At 29.9% G+C, this 24,931-nt stretch carries 18 protein-coding genes; 15 read left to right on the forward strand and 3 right to left on the reverse strand.

Going from position 1 to position 24,931, the window contains the following annotated elements; all coding sequences use genetic code 11:
- Positions 1-28: 28 nt before the first annotated feature.
- The 10 genes from ribD (at position 29) to L1S46_RS03405 (ending at position 12,749) form a co-directional block, all read left to right on the forward strand.
- On the forward strand, positions 29-1,114 hold the full coding sequence (gene ribD, locus L1S46_RS03360; RefSeq protein WP_238858610.1) for a bifunctional diaminohydroxyphosphoribosylaminopyrimidine deaminase/5-amino-6-(5-phosphoribosylamino)uracil reductase RibD: 1,086 nt from the start codon (positions 29-31) through the stop codon (positions 1,112-1,114).
- A 25-nt stretch (positions 1,115-1,139) separates the two neighbouring features.
- Positions 1,140-1,790, forward strand: a complete 651-nt coding sequence (locus L1S46_RS03365) for a riboflavin synthase (RefSeq protein ID WP_011968561.1) — start codon at positions 1,140-1,142, stop codon at positions 1,788-1,790.
- A 61-nt stretch (positions 1,791-1,851) separates the two neighbouring features.
- Entirely contained in the window at positions 1,852-3,048 is a 1,197-nt protein-coding gene (locus tag L1S46_RS03370; RefSeq protein ID WP_343217237.1) for a bifunctional 3,4-dihydroxy-2-butanone-4-phosphate synthase/GTP cyclohydrolase II, read from the forward strand.
- A 169-nt stretch (positions 3,049-3,217) separates the two neighbouring features.
- Positions 3,218-3,682, forward strand: coding sequence for a 6,7-dimethyl-8-ribityllumazine synthase (ribE, locus tag L1S46_RS03375; protein WP_023973304.1), 465 nt, complete (start codon positions 3,218-3,220; stop codon positions 3,680-3,682).
- A gap of 1,066 nt (positions 3,683-4,748) precedes the next feature.
- Complete coding sequence (locus tag L1S46_RS03380; RefSeq protein ID WP_238858608.1) at positions 4,749-5,753, forward strand: LacI family DNA-binding transcriptional regulator; 1,005 nt, start codon at positions 4,749-4,751, stop codon at positions 5,751-5,753.
- A 474-nt stretch (positions 5,754-6,227) separates the two neighbouring features.
- Positions 6,228-7,541, forward strand: a complete 1,314-nt coding sequence (locus L1S46_RS03385) for an extracellular solute-binding protein (protein WP_238899214.1) — start codon at positions 6,228-6,230, stop codon at positions 7,539-7,541.
- 113 nt (positions 7,542-7,654) lie between these two features.
- Positions 7,655-8,551, forward strand: coding sequence for a sugar ABC transporter permease (locus L1S46_RS03390; protein WP_017210717.1), 897 nt, complete (start codon positions 7,655-7,657; stop codon positions 8,549-8,551).
- Positions 8,541-9,374: a carbohydrate ABC transporter permease gene (locus tag L1S46_RS03395; protein WP_238899215.1), complete on the forward strand. Its 834-nt coding sequence runs from the start codon at positions 8,541-8,543 to the stop codon at positions 9,372-9,374. The genes L1S46_RS03390 and L1S46_RS03395 overlap by 11 nt, the downstream gene beginning before the upstream one ends.
- 109 nt (positions 9,375-9,483) lie before the next feature.
- Positions 9,484-11,577 carry a beta-galactosidase gene (locus L1S46_RS03400; protein WP_238899216.1) on the forward strand — a complete coding sequence of 698 codons (2,094 nt, stop codon included), beginning with the start codon at positions 9,484-9,486 and terminating at the stop codon, positions 11,575-11,577.
- Positions 11,578-11,816: 239 nt separating this feature from the next.
- Positions 11,817-12,749 (forward strand): 2-dehydropantoate 2-reductase, encoded by a 933-nt coding sequence (locus L1S46_RS03405; RefSeq protein ID WP_238899217.1) that lies wholly within the window; start codon positions 11,817-11,819, stop codon positions 12,747-12,749.
- 133 nt (positions 12,750-12,882) lie between these two features.
- Here the strand turns inward: L1S46_RS03405 and L1S46_RS03410 are convergent, their stop codons facing one another.
- Together L1S46_RS03410 and L1S46_RS03415 are read right to left on the reverse strand one after the other, a co-directional pair.
- Positions 12,883-14,673 carry a sensor histidine kinase gene (locus L1S46_RS03410; RefSeq protein ID WP_077868688.1) on the reverse strand — a complete coding sequence of 597 codons (1,791 nt, stop codon included), beginning with the start codon at positions 14,671-14,673 and terminating at the stop codon, positions 12,883-12,885.
- A 30-nt stretch (positions 14,674-14,703) separates the two neighbouring features.
- Positions 14,704-16,257, reverse strand: coding sequence for a response regulator (locus L1S46_RS03415; RefSeq protein ID WP_238899218.1), 1,554 nt, complete (start codon positions 16,255-16,257; stop codon positions 14,704-14,706).
- A gap of 399 nt (positions 16,258-16,656) precedes the next feature.
- Here L1S46_RS03415 and L1S46_RS03420 point away from each other — a divergent pair, with 399 nt between their 5' ends.
- Together L1S46_RS03420 and L1S46_RS03425 are read left to right on the forward strand one after the other, a co-directional pair.
- The gene (locus tag L1S46_RS03420) at positions 16,657-19,683 is read left to right on the forward strand and encodes a glycoside hydrolase family 2 TIM barrel-domain containing protein (RefSeq protein WP_238899219.1); all 3,027 of its coding nucleotides are present in this window, start codon (positions 16,657-16,659) and stop codon (positions 19,681-19,683) included.
- Positions 19,684-19,795: 112 nt separating this feature from the next.
- On the forward strand, positions 19,796-20,392 hold the full coding sequence (locus L1S46_RS03425; RefSeq protein WP_238858602.1) for a maltose acetyltransferase domain-containing protein: 597 nt from the start codon (positions 19,796-19,798) through the stop codon (positions 20,390-20,392).
- Positions 20,393-20,535: 143 nt separating this feature from the next.
- Here the strand turns inward: L1S46_RS03425 and L1S46_RS03430 are convergent, their stop codons facing one another.
- Positions 20,536-21,015 carry an S-ribosylhomocysteine lyase gene (locus L1S46_RS03430; protein WP_026889258.1) on the reverse strand — a complete coding sequence of 160 codons (480 nt, stop codon included), beginning with the start codon at positions 21,013-21,015 and terminating at the stop codon, positions 20,536-20,538.
- Between the two features lie 330 nt (positions 21,016-21,345).
- Between L1S46_RS03430 and L1S46_RS03435 the strand changes: the two genes are divergently transcribed.
- From L1S46_RS03435 to L1S46_RS03445, 3 genes are all read left to right on the forward strand, one after another.
- The gene (locus tag L1S46_RS03435) at positions 21,346-21,933 is read left to right on the forward strand and encodes an ACP phosphodiesterase (RefSeq protein ID WP_238899220.1); all 588 of its coding nucleotides are present in this window, start codon (positions 21,346-21,348) and stop codon (positions 21,931-21,933) included.
- A 332-nt stretch (positions 21,934-22,265) separates the two neighbouring features.
- Positions 22,266-24,188 carry an OPT family oligopeptide transporter gene (locus L1S46_RS03440; protein WP_238899221.1) on the forward strand — a complete coding sequence of 641 codons (1,923 nt, stop codon included), beginning with the start codon at positions 22,266-22,268 and terminating at the stop codon, positions 24,186-24,188.
- Entirely contained in the window at positions 24,175-24,531 is a 357-nt protein-coding gene (locus L1S46_RS03445; RefSeq protein ID WP_238899222.1) for a PqqD family protein, read from the forward strand. The genes L1S46_RS03440 and L1S46_RS03445 overlap by 14 nt, the downstream gene beginning before the upstream one ends.
- Positions 24,532-24,931 lie beyond the last annotated feature (400 nt).

Below are 24,931 nucleotides of genomic sequence, written 5' to 3' on the forward strand. Positions count from 1 at the left end.
TAGTATGAAAAATTGGAGATGATTAGCTTTGGATGAGAAGTACATGGAGATAGCTTTAGAATTAGCTAAAAGAGGAATAGGTAAAGTAAATCCTAACCCACTAGTTGGAGCCGTTATAGTTAAAGACAATGAGATAATAGGAGAAGGTTATCATGAGTGCTATGGAGAAGCTCATGCAGAAAGAAATGCAGTGAAAAATGCAACAAAATCTGTGGAGGAAAGTACAATTTACGTCACACTAGAACCTTGTGCTCATTATGGAAAGACACCCCCATGCGTAGATTTAATAATTGAAAAAAAGTTTAAAAGAGTAGTAATAGGTATGTTAGATCCCAATGAGCTAGTTTCTGGAAAAAGTGTGGAAAAGTTAAAACAGCATGGGATTGAAGTTGTAGTAGGTATTAAAGAAAAAGAATGTAAAGAATTGAATGAGATTTTTATAAAGTATATAACATCAAAGATTCCATTTGTTATTTTGAAAAGTGGAATGTCCATTGATGGGAAGATAGCAACTTATAGTGGAGAATCAAAATGGATTACATCTAAAGAATCTAGAGAAGATTCACAACACTTAAGAAATAGGTTTCATTCGATTATGGTAGGTGTAAATACAGTAATTGAAGATAATCCTGAACTCACATGCAGAATCAACCATGAGAAGAAGTTAATCAGGATTATTGTAGATAGTAATCTTAGAATCCCACTAGAGTCTAAAGTTCTCACAAATAGTGACAAAGCTGCAATAGTAGTAACTACTTTAAAATCAGATAAAGAAAAGAAAAAGAAATTAAGATCTATGGGCATTAAAGTTATAGAGGTGGCAGATAAAGATAGTAGAGTTAATCTGAAAGAACTGGTTAAGAGGGTTGGAGAAGAAGGAATAGATTCAATACTTATAGAAGGTGGAGGAACTTTAAATTTTTCTGCATTAGAAGAGAGAATTGTAGATAAAGTAAGATTTTATATAGCACCTAAGATAATAGGGGGACAAAAAAGCAGAAATAGTATAGCAGGAAAAGGCTTCTTTAAATTAGATGACGCAGTTAGATTAAAGGACATTAATTATAGAACGATTGGAGAGGACTTAGTACTAGAAGGTTATGTTGCTAAATAAGAGATGAAAGAATAAGGAGGAGAAGATGTTTACTGGAATTATTGAAGAAGTTGGCGTGTTAGAGAAATTTAGCACAGGTAATGGCTTTGGAGTTATGGAAATCAAGTGTAGTGAAGTTTTAAAGGAAACTAGAGTCGGAGATAGTATAGCTACCAATGGAGTTTGCTTAACAGTAAAAGAAAAATATTCAGATTCTTTTAAAGCAGAAGTGATGGGCGAAACTTTAGAGAAAAGTAACTTAGGAAATTTAAAGGCTGGAGATAAAGTAAACCTTGAAAGGGCATTGAGATTAAGCGATAGGCTTGGTGGTCATATTGTAAGTGGACATATAGATGGTGTTGGAAAAATAGTTTCCATAAAAGAAGAAAGTAATGGAACTTGGTTTACTATATCTGCACCTGAGGAGGTACTAAGATACATTATATATAAAGGATCAATTGGAATAGATGGAATAAGCTTAACTGTTGCTTATGTTGATGATGAAGTATTTAAGGTTTCTGTTATACCTCATACTATAGATAATACTATACTTTCATATAAAAAAGTTAATTCAAAGGTTAATTTGGAGTGCGATTTAATTGGGAAATATGTAGAAAAGTTATTTGGTGGAAAAGAAAAAGAAGAAAATGAAAATAGCAATATCACAATGGAATTCCTAAGAAAAAATGGGTTCTAATCATATAAATCATCAGAATGAATTTTAAGTATATATAAAATATAAAATTAAGGAGCTGAGCATTATGTTTAATAGTATAGAAGAGGCATTAAAGGATATTAAAGAAGGGAAAATGATAATAATTGTAGATGACGAGGGAAGAGAAAATGAAGGAGATTTAGTAATTCCAGCAGAACTGGCTAATGGAGAAAATATTAATTTTATGATTAAGTACGCGAGAGGACTTGTTTGTGCACCAGTAGAAGAAGAAATTGCAGTGAAACTTGGATTAAATCCAATGGTTGAAAAAAATACTGATAACCATGAAACTGCTTTTACAGTATCCATAGATCATAAGGATACGACAACAGGTATATCAGCATTTGAAAGAGCTTATACAATAAATAAACTTGTAACTGCAAGTGAAGGCGATGACTTTAGACGACCAGGTCATGTATTTCCTTTGGTAGCTAAGAATGGGGGAGTCTTTGAGAGAATTGGTCATACAGAGGCAGCAGTAGATTTTGCAAAACTTGCAGGATTTAAAGGTGCGGCAGCTATATGTGAAATAGTAAAAGACGATGGAACAATGGCAAGACGTGATGATTTGATAAAGTTTGCTAAGGAGCATAACTTAAAGATAGTTACTATAGCTGATCTAGTTAAATACAGAAAAGAAGAACATTTAAGTGTCGTTATGGAAACGGAAGCTAATCTTCCAACTAAGTATGGGAATTTTAAAGTACTCGCATTTAAAGAAAAAGATTCCTCAAAATGTCATTTGGCTTTAGTCAAAGGAGATATTAAAAATAATGATGAACCAACACTTGTTAGAGTTCATTCTGAATGTTTAACTGGAGATGCTCTAGGATCTAGAAAATGCGATTGTGGAGAACAATATGAAGCTTCGATGAGAATGATAGCAAAAGAGGACTCGGGGATACTTCTGTATATGAGACAAGAAGGAAGAGGAATTGGCCTTTTAAATAAGTTGAAAGCATATGCACTTCAAGATGAGGGATTGGATACAGTAGATGCAAATTTAGCTCTAGGATTTAGAGAAGACATGAGAGATTATAAAATAAGCGCTGATATGCTTAAAATTTTAGGAATAAAGAATGTTAAATTAATTACTAATAACCCAGATAAAATAGAAGGGTTAGAAAAAAATGATATAAAAGTTGTAGAAAGAGTATCAATACAAATGCCATTGAATGAAAATGACGAATTTTATTTAAAGACTAAAAAAGAAAGAATGAATCATTTACTAGATATATAGGATACTTAAAGTTTAATAACGTATTGCTCTGCTTGGAGCAATATGAGAAGTGATAAGTTAATTGTAATAGTTTTGGTTATAAGTTCAACTAGTATTTAGATTACATATAAATCTAATTGAATTTGATAAAAAATAAAATAAATAATATAAAATATTGGAGGAAAAAACAATGAATATATTTGAAGGAAATTTAGTTTCAGAAGGATTAAAATTTGGGATAGTAGTAGGAAGATTTAATGAATTTATTGGAGGAAAACTTTTAGAAGGCGCAATAGACGGATTAAAGAGACATGGTGTGAAAGAAGAAGATATCGATATTGCATGGGTGCCAGGTGCTTTTGAAATACCACTAATTGCTAAAAAAATGGCTAAGAGCCCTAAATACGATGGGGTAATATGTTTAGGAGCAGTAATAAAAGGATCTACATCACATTATGACTATGTTTGCTCAGAAGTATCAAAAGGAGTTGCGAGTGTTTCGCTTGAAAGTGGAAAGCCAGTAATTTTTGGTGTTCTTACAACAAATACTATAGAACAAGCAATTGAAAGAGCAGGAACTAAAGCTGGTAATAAAGGATATGAAAGTGCAGTTTCAGCAATAGAAATGGCCAATTTACTTAATACAATAGGATAAAATATTTTTGCATATATAGATAAACAATATATGACTTAGACTTATGCAATAGTCTACCGAAAGCAGAAACATTGTTATTTCACAGGACTATGAAAATTTCACTGAAAGTGCTAAATTGCAGGTTGCACAACTAAAGCTTGCTCCAAATTTCATTGTGACAAGCATTAGTTGAACACCCTACAATTAAGAACTTTTAGCAGCTCATTTTCAATGCCTGTTGCATAAAAATGTTTCTGCTTTCTAGTATGGCGTTTATTGTAAAGTATAAATCAAATTCCTAAGTTGTTTATCCATAGGCGTAATGATAGGTGAGCCTATGTGGACATCAGTAGAATCGAATATATATTTGTTCCATAGACTTAAGAAAATTTCGATGGAAATCTCTAAGTAAAAGGTTGTACCTATTTTTGCATGGCATGTTCCTCAAACAAGTTGATGAGAATCAGTAAACTCATATATAAGTCTAGTTTATAGCTTAGATATATTCTATGCTCCTATGAAAATAAATTAAGACTATAAATATATGTATATATTTATATAGAATTAAAGTTATATATTTTTAAAGAAATATATGTACGTATAAAAATATTTTCATATGTACATATATAAATATTTATAGGAAACATCAGGGTTAAGGGCTAATTATGCTTATAAGAGAGTATATCATTTCTAGTACAGCATAGATGTATAGTCGATTTATTATATAAGTGCATTTACATAAGAAGTCAAATTAATTATGTGGCGGAAATAAAGTAAGTTGTCCAAGCTATTTAGGGGAAGAGGGGGAACGCTTTGCTTATTCAATTTAAAATGGAATAAGTTTAAGTGGGGCCCTATTTCTCTTAATTATCTCTGAAGTTCTTATAGTTTTCTTTTTTAATCAAAATATTTATGATTTCGTTAAGTTATCATATAAATTCAGTTTTAAAGCTTGATATCTATATACAAAAGCCTTGTAACAGTTTGACTATATTTTGCTTGTGAGATACACTTAACTTAGATTTGTTTTCAGCAAAATCTCGTGTTTAATTTTTTTGGACTATGCGAGCTAAAGGAGGAAGTTAAGTTGGCCACTATAAAGGAAATAGCTTCTATAGCAGAAGTTTCTATAGCAACAGTTTCTAGAGTTTTAAATTTTGATGAAACATTAAATGTAAGTGATGCAACAAGGGAAAAAATATTAAAAATAGCAGATGAACTTGATTATGTTTCAGCAAAAACAAAAAAAGCTAAGAATAAGAAAAGTAAGGATATAGGAATTATTTATTGGTATAACTATGAGGAAGAATTAGGAGATCCATATTACTTATCAATAAGGTTAGCTGCTGAAAAAAAATGTAATGAAAATAATTTTAATTTGGTGAAGCTAAGTGAGGATAGTAGTATTGAGGATATTAAGAATGTTAATGGAATAATTGCTATCGGAAAGTTCTCTTCAAGTATCATAGATAAATTAGCAAGTGCCAATGATAATATAGTATTTGTAGATTTTTCACCTGATGAAAATAAATTTAATTCAGTGATGGCGGATTTAGGAAAAGCAACTTATGAAATCTTAGATTATTTGTACAGTTTAGGCCATAGAAAGATTGGTTTTATTGGTGGGAATAAATTAGAATGCATAGATTATAGAGATACATATTTGGATAAAAGGGACATAAAATATAAGGAATTTATGGAAAGCAAGAATATCTATAATAATAAATATATCTACGAGACAGAGAAATTTACTTTCAAAGCTGGATATAATCTCATGAAGGAAGCATTAAAATCTAAAAATAACATAACAGCTTTTTTCATTGGAAATGATACAATGGCAGTCGGGGCTTACAAAGCAATTTCAGAGGAAGGATTATCAATACCAGATGATATAAGCATAATTGGATTTAATGATCAGCCTAGCGCAAAGTATATGATACCAGCTCTAACTACAATAAGAATACCAAGTGAGTATTTAGGAAAAGCAGCTGTTGACTTGCTGCTTGAAAATTTGAATGGAATTAGGGAATATAATAAAAAAGTAATAATACCAACTGAATTTAAAATTAGAGAGAGTTGTAAGAGAATATAAAAAATAAGCAGTAGCCTTTTTGTAGAAAGGGGTTACTATTTTTTTGTTCTAAATAAATATATATATCTGCAAAAATAATTCTTCATCATAATTCTAAAAATATTGAAAGAATTTTAGCCATAATTATGAAATGTGCATTGTGAATTGCAACATATATATTTAAACTTTTGAAGAATTAGATAAAGAAAAAATACAAAAAGCATGTTAGATTCTCATCACCATTAAATCTAACGTGAAGATTAAATTCTTTTATTGAAAAAGACGAGTTTAATATTTATATCAAGCCAATAAAAAATGCTAATAAACAAAAAAAGTACAAATCCCAATATTAATATTATAAAATTATTACAAATTAATACCAATAATGCAATAACGTTTACTATATTGAAAATGCTATAATGTAAACAAATACATAACTAATATAAATTAGAAAATTACTTATGTATAAACTTTAATTTCAAGGGGGAATAATTAATGAAACTTAAAAAAATTATGGCTGCAGTTGTAACTGGCATGATGGCTTTTAGTTTAATGGCGTGTGGTTCATCATCAGGTGGTAGCAATGCTTCGTCATCAAGCAAAGGAAAAGATGATAAAACAATTACTATATGGGCTTGGGATGATACATTCAATATAAAGGCAGCTAATATGGCTAAAGAAAAATATCTAAAGGATCACCCGGATGTAACTATTAACGTAGTAAGTATGGCACAAGATGATGTGGTACAAAAATTAAATACAGGTCTTTCATCAGGAACATATGATGGACTTCCTAATGTTGTGCTAATTGAAGACTATAAAATTCAAAATTATTTGCAATCATATCCTGGTGAGATTAAAGATTTAAGTGGAAAAATAGATAAAAGTAAATTCATGGATTATAAATTAAAATCTATGCAGCAAGGTGATAAGACTTACGGAGTACCATTTGATAGTGGTGTAACAGCTTTATTTTATAGAACAGATTTAATTGAACAAGCTGGATATAAGAAAGAAGATATGCAAAACCTTACTTGGGAAAAATATATAGAAATCGGTAAAGCTGTTAAAGCTAAAACTGGAAAAGCTATGATAACTATAGATCCAAGTGATTTAAATCAACTAAGAGCTATGATGCAATCAGCTGGCTCATGGTATGTTAAAGATGATGGAAAAACAGTAAATATTGCTGGTAATCAAGCTTTAAAAGATGCAATTAATATATACAAGCAAATGGTTGATGCAGGAATTACAAAGCAAGTATCAGGATGGGATGCATTTATAGCAGCATTCCAAAAAGGTGACGTTGCTACTGTGCCAAGTGGATGTTGGGTTTCATCTTCAATACAAGCTTCTGAAGACCAAAGTGGAAAATGGGCAGTAGCAGCTATTCCAAGAATGGCTTCAAATCCAAAATCAGTTAATGCAGCTAACCTTGGTGGTAGTAGCTGGTATGTTCTAGATAAGGTTGGAAATTCAGATTTAGCTGCTGACTTTTTAGCAAATACTTTTGCATCAGATGATGCTTTAATGAATGATTTAGTTCCAGCAATTGGTTTAGTAAGTACATTAAAATCAGCAAGTACAAGTGAAAATTATAGTAAGCCAATAAAATTTTATGGAGATCAACAAGTATTTAAGGATTTATCAGCTTGGGCTGAAAAGGTTCCATCTGTAAACTATGGTCTTTACACATATCAATTGGAAAGTGTTATGTCAGAAGGGATGCAGGCTATTGTTAATGGAGCCGATATAGACGAAACTCTTCAAAAAACTCAAGCTCAAGCAGAAGCAGCTGTAAGCAAATAACACAGATAAAATAACCGTAATTTGAAAAATATGAATTTGTAAAGGCTATTTGTTAAAAGTTTAAATATATGTTTAGCAAATAGCCTTTTATAAATCCTAAAGGAGTTGAAAAAATGAAACGCAAAATTGGATCTGGTATTAACAGCAAAGAAAACTTTTGGGGATGGATTTATGTAGCATTAGGTACATTTTTAATAGGACTATTTGTGTTTTTTCCAATGATACAATCTTTGATAATGTCACTACAATCAGGTAAAGGTAATAATTTAAAATTTAGTGGTTTTAGTAACTATGTAAGAATGTTTTCAGATGCAACTTTGATTAAAGCAGTTGGAAATACATTTATATTTTTAATAGTCCAAGTTCCAATAATGATTATTTTAGCACTTATTATTTCTTCAGTTCTCAATGATAAAAAATTAAAATTTAGTGGCTTTTTTAGAACAGCAATTTTCTTACCTTGTGTAGCATCTTTAGTTGGATATTCAGTTATTATAAAGAGCATATTTGCATCAGATGGTTTAGTAAATAAATTGCTTATCAATATACATTTAATTTCAGTACCAATTGAATGGATTACAGATCCATTTTGGGCTAAGATATTGATTATTATAGCCATAACATGGAGATGGACAGGTTATAATATGATATTTTATTTGTCAGGCTTACAAAATATTGATCATTCGATTTATGAAGCAGCAGAAATTGATGGAGCATCTCCATTTAAAAAATTCACATCTATAACAGTGCCACTATTAAAACCTATAATATTATTTACAACAATTACTTCAACAATTGGTACATTACAGTTATTTGATGAACCTATGAATATCACAAAAGGTGGTCCTGCCAATGCAACAACTACCATTTCTAAATATATATATGACTTATGTTTCACATATACACCAGACTTTGGATATGCAACAGCAGTAGCTTATCTTGTTGTTATTATTGTGATAGTGTTAGCTATAATCCAATTCAAAATAGGAGGAGATAAGAATGACAAGTAAAATGAATAGAGTATTTAAATATATATTTTTGAGTATAGCATCTTTTGTTTCTATATTTCCGTTTTTTTGGATGGTTATAAGTAGCACTAATAAATCTGTTGATGTAACAAGAGGAAAACTAATTCCTGGGCATAGCTTTATGGAAAATTTAAATAATCTCTTTAAGCCAGAATTGGGATTTGCTTCTTCATTAGTTAATTCAGCAGAAATTGCGATTATAACTACAATTCTTGCACTCCTCGTTTCATCAATAGCAGGATATGGATTTGAAATATTTAGAACAAAAGCTAGAGATAGACTATTTAACATTTTACTTTTGTCTATGATGGTTCCATTTTCAGCTTTGATGATTCCATTATTCAAATTTTTCTCAAATTTAAAAAGTTCACCATTGGGCTTTCTTGGGGTGAATACATTATGGGCTGTAGTTTTGCCTAGTGTTTGTACTGCATTTTTAATTTTCTTCTTTAGACAAAATGCTAAATCATTTCCTAAAGAAATTTTAGAAGCAGCAAGAATTGACGGTTTAGGCGAAGTTGGAATTTTCTTTAAGATATTTTTCCCAACTATGAGAACAACCTATGCAGCAGCAGCGATTATAACATTTATGAGTGCATGGAATGCTTATTTATGGCCATTGATTGCATTACAATCACCAGAAAAGAAAACTGTTTTACTTATAATTTCAAAGTTAGCGTCAAGTTACTCCCCAGATTATGGATTAATAATGATGGCTATAGTAATTACGACATTACCAACTGCACTTGTATTCTTTGTTATGCAAAAACACTTTGTTGCAGGAATGACAGGTTCAATAAAATAAAATCTAATAAAAGTAAAAATATAAGTATATATAAATTTTAAATAATATAATTCATTAAATTATTTAAATTTAAAAAATAAGAGTTTTATAAATATTGGAGGGAAAGCTTATGAAGAAGGAATTTCCAGTACTTAATAGTAAAATAAATGGATTTTTACATGGCGGTGACTATAATCCAGATCAATGGCTAAACTATCCGGAAGTGTTAAAAGAAGATGTGCGGCTTATGAAACTTGCAAATTGCAATTGCGTATCAATAAACATATTTGGCTGGAGTGCAATAGAGCCGGAAGAAGGAAAATATACATTTGAGTGGTTAGATAAAATTATGAATGATATGGCAGAAAACAATATTCATGTAATTTTATCCACTCCAAGTGGTGCAAGACCTGCATGGATGTCAGAAAAATATCCAGAGGTCTTAAGAGTAAATAGCGATAGAAGTAAAAATCTTCATGGTCAGAGACACAATCATTGTTTTACCTCACCTGTTTATAGAAAAAAGACATATGAAATAAATAAAATTCTTGCTGAGAGATATAAAGATCATCCGGCGCTTATTATGTGGCATGTTTCTAACGAATATGGAGGAGAATGTCACTGTGATCTATGTCAAGATGCTTTTAGAGAATGGCTTAAAAGAAAGTACGATAATAATTTAGATAAATTAAATGAGGCTTGGTGGACTGGTTTCTGGAGTCATAGATTTAACAGTTGGTCACAAATCGAAAGCCCGTCTGAAAAGGGGGAGATGTTTGTTCATGGACATAATTTAGATTGGAAGCGGTTCGTTACAGATCAGACAATAGATTTTTATAAAAATGAAATTGCCCCCATAAGAGAAATAACATCTAACATACCTGTAACAGCTAATTTCATGGGTAATTATCCACGTATGGGCTTGTTCACAGGTTTAGATTATTGGAAGTTTGCAAAAGAAGTGGATGTAGCTACATGGGATAACTATCCTGCATGGCATAATGATTTTGAAAGTACTGAAGATCTTGCAGCTAATGTTAGTTTTGTGCATGATATATACAGGTCGCTAAAAGGCGGACAGCCGTTTTTAATAATGGAAAGTACTCCGAGTCTCGTAAATTGGCATGATACTAATAAATTAAAGCGCCCTGGAATGCATTTATTATCATCAATGCAAGGGGTGGCTCATGGAGCGGATTCTGTTCTGTACTTCCAATGGAGAAAGGGAAGAGGAGCTTCAGAAAAATTCCATGGTGCTGTAGTTGATCATTGTGGTCATGAGAATACTAGAGTATTTAGAGAGGTTACTGAAGTTGGAGAAGTCTTAAAAAAGATTAAAGAAATTCAAGGTTCAATTAAAGACTCAGAAGTAGCAATTATATTTGATGTGGAAAACTTATGGGCTATCGATGATGCGCAGGGATTAAAAAAATATAGAAAGGGCTATGAAGAAAGCTGTCAAGCAGCTTATAAAGTATTTTGGGAAAATGGAATTTCAGTAGATGTTATTAATATGGATTGTGATATATCAGATTATAAACTTGTAATAGCACCAATGCTATATATGATAAGACCAAATGTTGCAGAAAGAATTAATGAATTTGTAAAGGCAGGAGGAACTTTTGTAACTACTTATTTCAGTGGAATAGTGGATGAAAATGATCTTTGCTTCTTAGGAGGATTTCCAGGACCACTTCGAGAAGTAATTGGAATTTGGTCAGAAGAAATAGATTCACTATATGATAATGAAGTAAATTATATAGAATTTAAAAATGATAAAATTGAAGAATTAAAGAACCGATATGAAGTAAGAGATTACTGTGACTTAATTCATGCAGAAACAGCAAAAGTTCTTGGAGTATATAAAGCTGATTTTTATGCTAATATGCCTGCGTTAACAGTTAATAACTATGGAGATGGAAAAGCATATTATATTTCAGCAAGAACTGGAGCAGATTTTAACAATGATTTTTATTCAAAGCTTATTAAGGATTTAAACATTGCGAGTGTTATAGATGGGGAATTGCCACAAGGTGTTACAGCTCAAATGCGTTCCAATAAAAATAATAAATATACTTTCATTATGAATTTCGCTGAAGAAGAAAAGAAGGTAGATTTAGGAGAGAAAATATATTTTGATATGATTTCTGGAGAAGAAATCAGTGGAAAGATCATATTAGATAAGTATGGTCTAAAAATACTAAAGCAAATTAATTGTAATTAATTATTAGAATGAGAAAAATTTTTTGTGCATTAAGAAAGTTAATATATTACCTCCAATTAAGATAAAATCACTATAAATAATTTAAAAGTTTGTAGTGATTTTATCTTATTTATAAGCGAGGAGAAAGAATGAAAATTAACAATGCATTAATTTAATGATATGCTATAATTAAACTAAATAGGTATAAATTAGATGAAATGTTTTAAATAAATGATAAAATGTGAAAGGATAAGTTATTTATGGATAATAGTAAAATTTGTGTTGTAGGGTTAGGTGGAGTTGGAGGATATATTGGCTGTATGCTTGCAAAGCATTTTTCTAATGTTTATTTTTTAGCAAGAGGCAAAAGATTAGAATCAATAAAAAATAATGGTTTGAAATTATACAGTAATCTTCATGGAGAATTAAACGTACATCCTAAATTAGCAAGCGATAGCGCTGATGAAATTGGAATAATGGATTATATTTTTATATGTGTTAAAAATTTTTCTTTAGAACAAGTATGTAAACAAATAAAACCAATGATTAATGAAAATACTGTAATAATTCCATTAATGAATGGAGTTGGAGTATCTGAAAAAGTAAGAAAATTTATAAATGATGGCCAAGTTATAGATAGTTTAATATATGTAGTTTCTGGGGCAGAAAAAGATTTTTCAATACATCATGCAAGTTCTTATTGCAAGGTACATATAGGCTATGGATTGAAAAATGATAATGAAGTAGAGAATGTATTAATTAGAATTCAAAAAATATTACAAGAAGCTGAAATCATTTGTAAAATAGAAAAAGATATAGAAGCTGCAATTTGGAGAAAATATATATTAAATTGTGCATATAACGTAATAACAGCTTATTATAACGCAACAACAGCAGAAATTATAAAAAATGATGAAGCAGTTCAGCAAACTAAAATATTGCTAAAAGAAGCTTGTGCCGTAGCTCGTAAATTAAAAATTAATATTTCTGATGATTTAGAAGAAGAACATTTTTATCACTTAATGCATAAGCAAGCTGGAGAATCAACAAGTTCATTAAAAAGAGATATTGAAGCAGGAAGACAAAATGAATTAGAGGTCTTTTCAGGAAAGTTAATCGAACTAGCTTTAAATTGTCAAGTAGAAGTCCCGATGAGTCAATTTTTCTATGGTGAATTAAAGAAGAAAAGTTAAGAATTATAAAGGCTGTCTCAATATTAAAAAAGCTATAATATGTTGCATTTAAAATTTAGCAGAACATATTATAGTTTTTATTTTTTTGTGATAAATGTATATTACTGTGAACGAAAATGAAAGAAGTTAAAAGCTAATTCTCCACAAATTCCTTTTGAGCAGGAATTGTTACTCTTACAGTAGTCCCTTTACCTAATTCGCTGCTAATTGAAATACCATAATCATCGCCATATAGAAGTTTAATTCTATCATTAACATTTTGAATTCCAATACTTGTAAAATGTTCGTGTTTTTTAGAAGATTCTCTAAGAATCTTTTGTACTTCTTCATCTGTCATTCCGACGCCATTATCTATGATTTCACAAATTAGATTCTGATTTTGTTCATTTACAAACACATGTATAGATCCATTATTTCTTTCATTAAAGCCATGAAAAAATGCATTTTCAATAAAAGGTTGTAAAATTAATTTTGGAATTACATAGTTTTCGCAATTTGGAATTACGAAAAAATTTACATTAATATTATCTCCATACCGTATATGATTAATTAAAACATAATTATTTAAATTTTCGATTTCTTCTTGTATTGTTATCATTTCATTTTTATTACTAATAGTATTTCTAAGAAGTGATATAAATGCATCTATAGTTTGTATAGATTTTTCTGTGCTTCCTTGCCACATAAGCCATTTGATTGAAGCTAAAGTATTGTAAATAAAGTGTGGATTAATTTGCATCTGTAAAGCATGTATTTCGGCTTTTCTCTTTTCTTTCTGCATTTTTATTTGGGCATGGACATAATTATTTAATCCATCTAACATATAGTTAAAGTTAGTTGATAGTTCGCGAACTTCATAGCTTCCGACAACGGGAATATGATTATTGAAATCACCATGAATTATTTTAGGCATAACTTTAACAAGAGCTGAAATTGGTTTTGTTGTTCTACGTATTACGAAGAAAGTAATAGCAATGAATATTGATGCAATTAAGATACTTACTGCTATAATTTCAGAAGAATCATATATTTCACTTAATACTATATTTTTATCAATCGTGCCAACTATATTAAAATTATAAGTTGGTAAATGTTTTGATAATATTGCTACATCAGAAGAATCTAATTTAGTGTTAACGTATTTGAGGTTATTATTTAAAATGACACTTGATATATTATATAAATCTAAATTTTTCGTTCCTATTTTTGAAGAAAGGCTAGAAGAAACAATAGTACCATCACTTGATATGATAGAAATACTATTACCATTACCTACAAAATAATCATAATATTTATGGAATGTATGCTCACTAATAAGTACATATACAAATCCATAGGGTTCTCTTGTAAGTTTATCACACAGAACCTTTATAGCTACAATTGTACTAGAGTTTTTTGTGAGTTTTGTAAAACCATGATCTAAGTATTGATATAGAACAGTATTCTTATTATCTAATGCTTTTTTAGTAAAGCTGCTATTTAAAACTTCATTAGTATCAAGGATAAGATGGTCATAATCGCTTGCTACATAGGTATTCCCATTAACGCCTACAGCTAGTACAGTAATATCATAAAGATCTTTATCAGGGATCATTTTATGGAAGCCTGTAAACATATTGTATAAAGTTCGATAATTTTGCTGTGGAGTAAGCTCCTTTTCTGATAAGTATCGCTGAAAATCAGGGATATAATCAATCGCATTCATAATGTTAATTGTATTATCATTAAATGTACTAAGTTCATTGCTAATTTGTGTTAAAACTTTATAATTTGATTTGCTGAAAGTATCAGCAAGTATATCCTTTGAAATTTTAATTGTAATAATTCCTATTGAAATAGATACTAAAATAACGCTTATAAGAACAACTGAAGCAACTCTAAAAAACAGGCTCGTAGAATGTATTGATTTTGATAATTTTAGCATAATGAAAAGTCCTTTCGTTTGTTACTAGTATTAATATCCTTTTTTTCTAAAAGCGCTAGGAGTGAGTCCGATAAATTTCTTGAAAACCTTACAAAAGTAACTTTGATCTGAGTAGCCAACCATTCCGCTTATATCTGAGATAGGAATGTCCTGTTTTAAAAAATCACAAGCTTTTTGTATTCTAATTTTATTAAGAAATTCATTAAACCCCTCTTCGTTATGGGAACTAAAGTAAGTTGATAAGTATGAATAATTAAAATTAAATAGCTTAGATACATTAGTTAAAGTAAGTTGCTCGTCGTAATGATCATGAATGTATTGAATAATTTTATTAATCATATGTGAATTTATTTTATTTTCATATGTGTCTATTATTTGTTTAAAGCTATTTAAGAGAGAGTTATAGGCCACAAGTAAGTCTTCTGAATATTTAGTGTTATCTATGTCATGAAAGCACTCTTGCTTTAATGAATTTAGCCTATTTAAATCAAAATTTAAATATTCTAAAGAAGTAATCACATTATAAAAAGAATTTTGAATCAATGTTTTTAATTCAAATTCTGTAAGAGATCTTTGATCAATAGCATTTGTAACGTATATTGTTAGCATTTCGAATGCATTCTGAAATTGCATTATAGAAATTGATTCTGAAAAACGCTTAAAATTAAATTTTTCTATTGGCGATGGTGTTTTGAAGTTGGAAGAGCACATTAAAGAAACATTTTTGTTGTAAAAATATTGTTGAGTTAACACTAGGAATTCCTTTTCGTATATATCCTTAATATTTCTACTAGAATAGAAGAAGTTGCTTAATACAAAAAATGCTTCTTTAAAACTATTTGAAACTATTTCTGAAATATTTTCTAGCTTACTAAATAGAGAATTATAACTTTTATCATCAAAATTTATAATTACAACTATGATTTCGTTTTCAATATTAGCGACTTGTATATTATAATTTGCATTTAATCCTTCTAAAGAAAATTCCTTGCCGATCTCTGAAATTGTAAAATCAATAATTTCAAGGCGTTTGCTATAATTATCATATATTTTCTTTGCGTTTAAACCAAATAAGCAAAATGATTGAAAAGTAAATATCGTATTAAAATAGTTAAAGTCAGGATCATTGTCAAAGCCAGATATAAGTCGATTTAAGGCGCTATTGGTGAGACTTAAAGAGTTTCCTTCTAAAGTATTTCTTTTCATTTTAATTGAAATCTTTTTTAGAGTACTTAATAACTCAGAAGGATTTAGAGAAGGTTTTAAAATATAATCAACAGCACCATTTTGAAAAGATGATTTAACATATTCAAAATCGCTATAACTACTTAAGATGATAATTCTTATCTTAGGGTATTTGTCCTGTACAAATTTAGCTAATTCAATTCCATTTATTTGAGGCATTACAACATCAGAAATTATAATGTCAGGAATATCCTTTTTTATCATTTCGAGAGCTTCTTGACCATTAGAAGCCTGTCCTATAATTTGGAAGCCTTCTTTTTCCCAATCAATCATATGAGTTATGCCTTGTCGCATAATAAATTCATCATCAACAACTAAAATTTTACTATATTCGTTCAATAGTTAGCACCCCTATTCTAAAATTAACACAAGATAGATTAATATTGCTTACTACTGATTATATAGTATAAATTAAAGGTTTTCAATTAAGTAGTAAATAACTTTAGTAAAGTTTAGTAAAATGTAATTGATTTTTTACTAAAAAAATAATAGAATGTAATTATAAATTTAATTAATAACATAACCCTAACATCAGGATATAGGATAAATTAAAAAATCAATGTAATTGATTACGAAGTAAGATGTCCTAATAATATTAGCCCATAATTTTTTTTATTCTCATATATGTTTAAGTATTAATTAAATGCGACTTTATAAAAGAGTTACATTTAGTTAATACGATTAACAATTTTAATTTTAAAAAGCAATAACTCTACAAGGTGAAAGTGAGGTAAGAGTATGATTAATAATAAGCCGTCATTAGATTGGCTAGAAAATCCAGAAATATTTAGAGTTAATAGAATGGATGCTCATTCCGATCATTGGTTTTATGAAAAAGTTGAGGATGTTAAATTAGAAGACGCCATGCCTCTTAAGCAAAATTTAAATGGAAAATGGAGATTTTCATATAGTGAAAATCCATCATTAAGAATTAAAGAGTTTTATAAGGATGATTTTGATATAAAGGGATTTGATTATATTGAAGTTCCAGGTCATATTCAGCTTCAAGGATATGATAAATGTCAATATATTAATACTATGTATCCTTGGGAAGGCCATGATGAATTAAGACCACCTCATATTTCTAAAACATATAATCCGGTGGGAGGCTATGTAACATTTTTTGAAGTTAAAGATGAACTCAAAAATAAGCAGACTTTTATTTCTTTTCAAGGTGTTGAAACAGCATTTTATGTATGGGTAAATGGAGAATTTGTAGGATATAGTGAAGATACATTTACACCATCAGAATTTGATATTACTGACTATTTAAGAGAGGGAGAAAATAAACTTGCAGTTGAGGTTTATAAAAGGAGTAGCGCAAGTTGGATAGAAGATCAAGATTTTTGGAGATTTTCAGGCATCTTTAGAGATGTATACTTATATGCAGTTCCAGAAACTCATGTAAATAATATATTTATAAAAACAGATTTATATGACGATTTCAAAAATGCAAAGTTAAATGCTGAACTTAAAATGATTGGCAATGCAGAAACAACAGTTGAAACATATTTAGAAGATAAAGAAGGAAATAAAATAGCTATATCTGAAAAAGTTCCGTTTTCTGATGAGCTGACTTTATATTTAGATGCGCAAAATATAAGCTTATGGAGTGCAGAAGAGCCTAACTTATACACACTTTATATTTTAGTAAAGAAAAAAGATGGTACTTTAGTTGAGGTTGTAACTCAAAAGATAGGGTTTAGGCACTTTGAAATGAAGGATAAAATTATGTGTCTAAATGGAAAGCGGATTATTTTTAAAGGTGTAAACCGTCACGAATTTAGCGCAAGGCGTGGACGCTCAATTACGAAAGAGGATATGCTATGGGATATTAAGTTCTTGAAACAACATAATATTAATGCTGTTAGAACATCACACTATCCAAATCAAAGTTTATGGTACAAGCTTTGCGATGAATACGGGATTTATTTAATAGATGAAACAAATTTAGAAAGTCATGGTTCATGGCAAAAGATGGGGCAGATTGAACCATCATGGAATGTGCCAGGAAGTCTTCCACAGTGGCAGGCAGCAGTTTTAGATCGAGCATCATCAATGGTTGAAAGAGATAAAAATCATCCATCTGTCCTTATTTGGTCATGTGGTAATGAATCTTATGCGGGTGAAGATATTTATCAAATGTCTGAATACTTTAGAAAAAAAGATCCTTCACGTTTAGTGCACTATGAAGGGGTAACTAGATGTAGAGAATTTGATGACACGAGTGACATGGAAAGTAGAATGTATGCAAAGGCAGCAGAAATAGAAGAGTATCTTAATGATAATCCAAAGAAACCTTATATCAGCTGCGAATACATGCACTCAATGGGTAACTCAACTGGTGGAATGATGAAATATACAGAACTTGAAGATAAATATTTGATGTATCAAGGTGGATTTATTTGGGATTATGGCGATCAAGCTTTATATAGAAAACTTCCAGATGGAAAAGAAGTTCTAGCTTATGGAGGAGACTTTACAGATCGTCCAACAGATTATAATTTTTCTGGAAATGGTTTGATTTATGCAGATAGAACTATATCGCCTAAAGCACAGGAAGTTAAGTACCTATATCAAAACGTAAAATTAGAACCAGATGCAAAAGGGGTGACTATTAAGAATCAAAATCTTTTTGTTAACACTGATAAATATGATTTATACTATATCGTTGAAAGAGATGGAAAACTAGTAAGAGATGGTTATCTAAATGTATCTGTAGCTCCAGGAGAAGAAAAATATATTGAACTTCCAATAGAAAAGTATAATTTTCTTGAAGAAATTGTACTTACAACCTCATTAAGATTAGTACAAGATACACTTTGGGCAGAAAAAGGATATGAAGTAGCATTTGGACAAAAGGTTATTAAAGAAAAATCAGATATGAATAATCATAATTCAGAGTCTAAAATGAAGATCATTCATGGAGATGTAAACATAGGGGTTCACGGAAAAGATTTCAAGGTTATATTCTCTAAACAAGAAGGAGGAATTGCATCCTTGAGATATAATAACAAGGAGTTTATAACAAGAACACCAAAAACTTTCTATTGGAGAGCAACAACAGATAATGATAGAGGGAATAAACATGAATTTAGATGCGGTCAATGGCTGGCTGCTACTATGGGGCAGAAGTATGTGGATTTTTCGGTTGAGGAATTTGATGAGAAGATTACATTATATTATACTTATCAATTACCAACAGTGCCATCTACTAATGTTAAGATAACTTATGAAGTATCTGGAGAAGGAATAATTAAAGTAAATGTTAAGTATAAAGGAGTTAGCGGATTACCTGAACTGCCTATACTAGGAATGAATTTTAAATTATTAGCCGAATTTAATTCATTTAGCTGGTATGGAATGGGGCCAGAAGAAAACTATATAGACAGATGTGAAGGTTCTAAACTAGGGATTTACGATAGCACACCAATAGATAACTTATCAAGATACCTAGTCCCACAAGAATGTGGAAACAGAACAGGAACTAGGTGGCTAGTAGTTAAAAATGATAAAAATGAAGGTCTTAAATTTACTTATGGTAAAGCTCCATTTGAATTTAGTGTTTTACCATACAGCAACATGGAATTAGAAAATGCACTTCATATAGAAGAATTACCATCTGTTAATTTTACTCATGTGAATATAATAGGTAAACAAATGGGTGTTGGCGGAGATGATAGCTGGGGAGCACCAGTACTACCTGAATTCTGTATCGATTCAAGTAAAGATTTAGAATATAGTTTTGCAATTTCTAAAATGTAATAAACGTATATTAAGTACTAAAAATGTTCTGAAGGATATAATTCAGAACATTTCTATATAAAAGAATACCGTGAATAATCAGAAGATTAATAAAATAAATTGGGAGGCTACTATGACAATTAGGGAAAGAATAAAAAATGGTATGCTATATGTCGATATAGGAGAAGGTCTTGATGAAGAACGTGAAAAGTGCAAGGAATTATTATATGATTATAATCATACACGTCCAAGTGAGAAAATTAAAAGGAAAGACTTTTTAAAAGAATTACTAGGTGATATGGGGGATGAGATTTGGATAGAACCACCACTACATATGGCATACGGTAAAAATGTACACATTGGTAACTGTTTCTATGCTAATTTTAATCTTGTAATTGTAGATGATATTGATGTATATATAGGTGAGCATGTTATGATAGCACCTAATGTAACAATAACGCCTACAGGCCATCCGGTAGATCCTGATCTTCGTAAGCCAGGTACTCAATTTTCAATTCCAGTAAAGATAGGTAATAATGTTTGGATAGGGTCTAATGCAGTCATTTTACCTGGTGTTACCATAGGAGATAACTCAGTAATAGGTGCGGGGAGTGTTGTTACCCATGATATTCCTGAAAATGTAATTGCTGTAGGAAATCCTTGCCGCGTATTAAGAAAAATAAGTGAACATGATAAAGAATTTTATTTTAAGAATAAAAGAGTCGAATAATCTAGCAGTAGAAATTTTAACGGATTATTTTTAGATGAATATCCTTTAAGAGATTCTATAAGTATATATACTAAGTAAAGAAAAAATAGGATGCCCATAAAAGCATCCTATTTTTTATATCATATAAGTTTATCATAATTTCATTAATTAGGATAAACTAAATTTTTCTCAGTTATATTTAATAAGATATCGTTAAGAAATTTATTTGCTAAATATTTTGCCATTGGTAAATTCATATCTAAATAATTTCCACAATCTTTAGCAGAAGCACCAGGAATATCTCCTTCAAATTCAGCCATAAATTTATATAGTTCTGTAAGTAGAGGAACTATATCTTTAGATTTATAATCACCATGTAAAATTAGATAAAAGCCTGTCCTGCATCCCATTGGTCCAAAATAAACTGTTTTATCTGCATAATCTTTATGATTTCTTAAGAACGTAGCAGCTAAGTGCTCAATTGCATGCATCTCTGCTGTATTCATAGTTGGCTCAAAGTTTGGTCTAGTCATTCTAATATCAAAAGTAGTAAGAACTGTATCACCAAACTTATCTTGTCTTGAGACATATACACCAGGAAGTAATTCTAGGTGATTAATTGTAAAACTTGCTATCTTCTCCATTAACGTCACTCCTTAATATAATTTAGAATAAATGCTCAATAATATACTATAATAGTTACATTTATTAGAACCTTATTTAAATTTATTTCTATTAAATTTTAACACTTGTAATTCTTATTATCAATAACATGCTTATATATTAGATAATTGTTCAGAAAACCATAAGAACTATTATATGAAGAAGAACTTATAATTAATAGAGAAAAATATGATACTTTTAAATGACCAAAGATCATATCAGTGATATTATCTTGGTAAAGAATGAAAAACAATAAGTTATAGAAATTATAAATTTAGAATATTATTTGTAGGAATTTGAAAGGAGAAAAAATGAATTATTTAGCGCACATATATCTCGCAGATAATAGCGAAGAAAATATGTTAGGAAATTTCTTAGGGGACTTTGTAAATAAGTCTTTGGAAAATGAATTTGAACAATCCATAAGACAAGGGATTATTATGCATAAAAAGCTTGATACTTTTACGGATTCACATCCAGACTTCATGAGGAGCAGAAAAAGAATTTCAAAAAATAATAGACGCTTGGCAGGTGTATTGATTGATATATTTTATGATCATTTCTTAGCTAAAAATTGGAAGGATTATTCCTCAATATCATTAGAAGATTATGCTGATAATTTTTATAAGATACTTAGAAAGTTTTCTTACTGTCTGCCAGATAAGTTATTAGGAAGGATGAATTATATTATAGAAGAAAACTGGCTCCTTTCCTACAAGGATATACATGGTATTCAAACAGCAGTTGATAGGATTGCTACAAGATTTGCTAACACAAGGCACCCATTAGTAAATCCTATAGAGGAGTTAATTAATAATTACGAAGGTCTTGAAAGTGACTTTAAATGTTTTTATCCTCATGCAATTGATTATTCAAATAAGCTTAAAATAATTCTTTAGTTGTGTGATTCATAGTATTTAGAGTTAACATAGAGTATGCAATATATTTGGAAAGTTAAACCAGTATATTGTATATTTTTTATGTTTAGAATATTATAGCTTATCATAGGAAAACATAATTCTGTTGATATGCTAATCTCTAAAACTAGATGAATTAAAGTGTAATGGTCTTATATTGTTAAACTTATCTATTATGTGTGGAAATCTTCAAAAAAATTAAATATTTTGCTAAAAATATTTAAAAAAATATAAATAATTGAAGAGAAAAAATATAGTATTATATGAAAATCGTGTTATAATATTGCTTGTGAAATATAAAAGGAGGTGCCCTTATGAATAATAAATTGTCCAAAGATGCATATGGCGGTGTAGCTGGTAAGAGCTATGTTCCATACATTTCTAATGGTTCGAAGTCGGGTGGAAACGTTTCAGTTTTGATAATCGGTATTATATTGGCTGTTCTATTTGCAGCATCAACGGCTTACTCAGGAATGAAGTCAGGACTTACAGTCGCTGCTGGTATACCAGGATCTATAATAGGGTCTGGGTTTATAGCTGTATTTGCAAAGCAAAAAGGTATACTTGGTAAAAATTTAGTTCAAGGTATGTCAAGTGGTGGAGAATCTGTTGCTAGTGGTGTAATATTCGTATTACCAGCAATTCTTTTAATAGGCTCTAAAGTTAGTTTCATAGAAGGTTTTTCTGTTGGAGCAGCTGGAGTTTTATTTGGTATAGGAATAGCTTCTCTTGTTTACAATTACTTAATTGTTGAAGAACATGGTAAATTAATGTATCCAGAATCAATGGCTATATCTGAAACACTTGTTGCTTCAGAAGGTGCTGGAGAATCAATGAAGTTCATGGGAATTGGTTTTGGAATAGGCGGTATTATAACTGTTATAACAAGTTCATTTTTGAATTTAGTTAACAATGTTATAAGTTATGTAAATGAGTCGTTTTATAAGTGGAAATTCGAAGTTGAAGTTAATCCTCTACTATTAGGAATAGGGTTCATAGTTGGTATGGAGGTTTCTTTAACTATGTTTGCTGGAGCTATACTAGCTAACTTTGGTATTATGCCATTAATAGGATACTTCTCAAGTCTTGGAAAAGACGGAGGATCTGTGTGGAATAATCCTAATGTTGCTATAAATGCTATGCAAGTAAAAGATATAGCTGGTAGCTATGTAAAATATATTGGGGCAGGAATGATGCTTTCTGGTGGTTTAATAGGAGCTATAAAACTTATTCCGACTATAATATCTTCTATAAAAGAAACTCTTAATGCTAAAGCTTCAAATAGTGGAAAGAGTTCATCTGTTGAAAATATGATACTACTTGGTGGTATAATATTAGGATTTGTAGGTGGATTTGTAGCATCTAATGGTAATATAGTAATGGCAATACTTGCTTCTATTTTATCAATGTTTTTATCATTATTATTTGTTATAGTTTCTGGTCGTTTGACTGGTACTATAGGAACTTCAAATCTTCCTGTATCAGGAATGACTATAGCCTCTATAGTTATTGTGACATCATTATTTGTTGTAATGGGATGGAAGAGCCCTGAAAGCAACAAATCACTACTTTTATTTGGGACATTTATTGTTACTGCTATATCAGTAGCAGGCGGTTACTCACAATCTCAAAAGGTTACTTTTGTAATAGGTGGCGATAAAAGAGAAATGGAAAAGTACTTTGCAATAGCTGGAATTTTAGGTGTTGCGGTAGTTGTTGGTACTATATTATTACTTTCAGATCAACTTGCAATAACTGGTGATAATGTTCCGTTTGCATTGCCACAAGCTAACTTAATGTCTACATTAACTGCTGGAATAATGTCAGGCCAATTACCTTGGGTAATGGTAATTGCTGGTGTTGTTATGGGACTTGTTTTATTTATGTTAAACCTTCCTATAATGGCAGTTGCTATAGGATTCTATTTACCTATATCTACAACTACTATAATATTGGCAGGAGCATTGGTACGTCTATTTATAGAAAAGAATTCTAAATCTGAAAAGGAAAAAGAAGCTAAAGTTTCAAATGGTATAAGCTTATCTTCTGGACTAGTTGCTGGAGGCTCTATTCTTGGACTTATAGGAATAATATTCCAAATATCAGGTCTTGTAGGTGGAGCTGAGCCAAGTGGATTTGCTGCTTCTAATGGAATGGCATTTATATTACTAATAATTTTGGTAATAGCAACTGCAATACCGATTCTAAAGAGTAAGGTAAAAAATGCTGGAAAATAATAAAGATGTTTTAGAGTTAGTATATAAAATATCTGATGATTTAGAGTATGAAGTGGATAAAGATAATATTGTGACTATACTTTTAAAACAAGACCATAAGGTACAAAGGTTCTTTAGAAAACTTAAATTCAGAATTCCAGAGTATAAAAAGATTTCTTTAGATGAATATGGAAGCTGGATATTATTGCAGATAGATGGAAGGAAAAATGTAAAAGACATCGGAGAAAGTCTAGAAGCAAAATATGGTGATAAGGTTCATCCGCTTTATGAGAGATTATTATTATTTTTAAATCATATTGATGTTAATTGCCACTATATAGAAAAAGTGAATTTTCAAAATTAAATATGATATTTTATTATACTTGTAATAAATTATAATATATAAAATTAAAGCCATAGAGATTTGAGTTTCTCTATGGTTTTAATTTTTTGTATACATTCTAGAAAGGGATAAGTAAATATTTTGAATATTATCATGAAGTTCACGATCTATCACTATATATTGTGACTATGCATCAATGAATAGTGGATTTATTATTTTAGTAATATCAAGCAATTCTGTTTCTTACTTGTTAATATAAAATTGAATATGTTTGAGGCTAAAGAGGTGCGTTAGAATAAAAGACTATTTCTAAATTCTAATTTGACTATAGTTAAAATTTGTATTATATTAAAAGTAGGTGGAAAACTTTGATAAATTGGCAATAAAAATTCAAAAGCATTAACAAATTCGTTATTGGGGG

It is taken from the genome of Clostridium sp. YIM B02500 (genome assembly GCF_022324665.1).
Lineage (GTDB): Bacteria > Bacillota > Clostridia > Clostridiales > Clostridiaceae > Clostridium > Clostridium beijerinckii.

Excerpts from the sequence above, each read along its gene's own strand:
- L1S46_RS03365 (WP_011968561.1), top strand. The coding sequence starts at position 1,140 with ATGTTTACTGGAATTATTGAAGAAGTTGGCGTGTTAGAGAAATTTAGC.
- ribE (WP_023973304.1), top strand. The coding sequence starts at position 3,218 with ATGAATATATTTGAAGGAAATTTAGTTTCAGAAGGATTAAAATTTGGG.
- L1S46_RS03385 (WP_238899214.1), top strand. The coding sequence starts at position 6,228 with ATGAAACTTAAAAAAATTATGGCTGCAGTTGTAACTGGCATGATGGCT.
- L1S46_RS03390 (WP_017210717.1), top strand. The coding sequence starts at position 7,655 with ATGAAACGCAAAATTGGATCTGGTATTAACAGCAAAGAAAACTTTTGG.
- L1S46_RS03395 (WP_238899215.1), top strand. The coding sequence starts at position 8,541 with ATGACAAGTAAAATGAATAGAGTATTTAAATATATATTTTTGAGTATA.
- L1S46_RS03400 (WP_238899216.1), top strand. The coding sequence starts at position 9,484 with ATGAAGAAGGAATTTCCAGTACTTAATAGTAAAATAAATGGATTTTTA.
- L1S46_RS03405 (WP_238899217.1), top strand. The coding sequence starts at position 11,817 with ATGGATAATAGTAAAATTTGTGTTGTAGGGTTAGGTGGAGTTGGAGGA.
- L1S46_RS03410 (WP_077868688.1), bottom strand. The coding sequence starts at position 14,673 with ATGCTAAAATTATCAAAATCAATACATTCTACGAGCCTGTTTTTTAGA.
- L1S46_RS03420 (WP_238899219.1), top strand. The coding sequence starts at position 16,657 with ATGATTAATAATAAGCCGTCATTAGATTGGCTAGAAAATCCAGAAATA.
- L1S46_RS03425 (WP_238858602.1), top strand. The coding sequence starts at position 19,796 with ATGACAATTAGGGAAAGAATAAAAAATGGTATGCTATATGTCGATATA.
- L1S46_RS03430 (WP_026889258.1), bottom strand. The coding sequence starts at position 21,015 with ATGGAGAAGATAGCAAGTTTTACAATTAATCACCTAGAATTACTTCCT.
- L1S46_RS03435 (WP_238899220.1), top strand. The coding sequence starts at position 21,346 with ATGAATTATTTAGCGCACATATATCTCGCAGATAATAGCGAAGAAAAT.
- L1S46_RS03440 (WP_238899221.1), top strand. The coding sequence starts at position 22,266 with ATGAATAATAAATTGTCCAAAGATGCATATGGCGGTGTAGCTGGTAAG.
- L1S46_RS03445 (WP_238899222.1), top strand. The coding sequence starts at position 24,175 with ATGCTGGAAAATAATAAAGATGTTTTAGAGTTAGTATATAAAATATCT.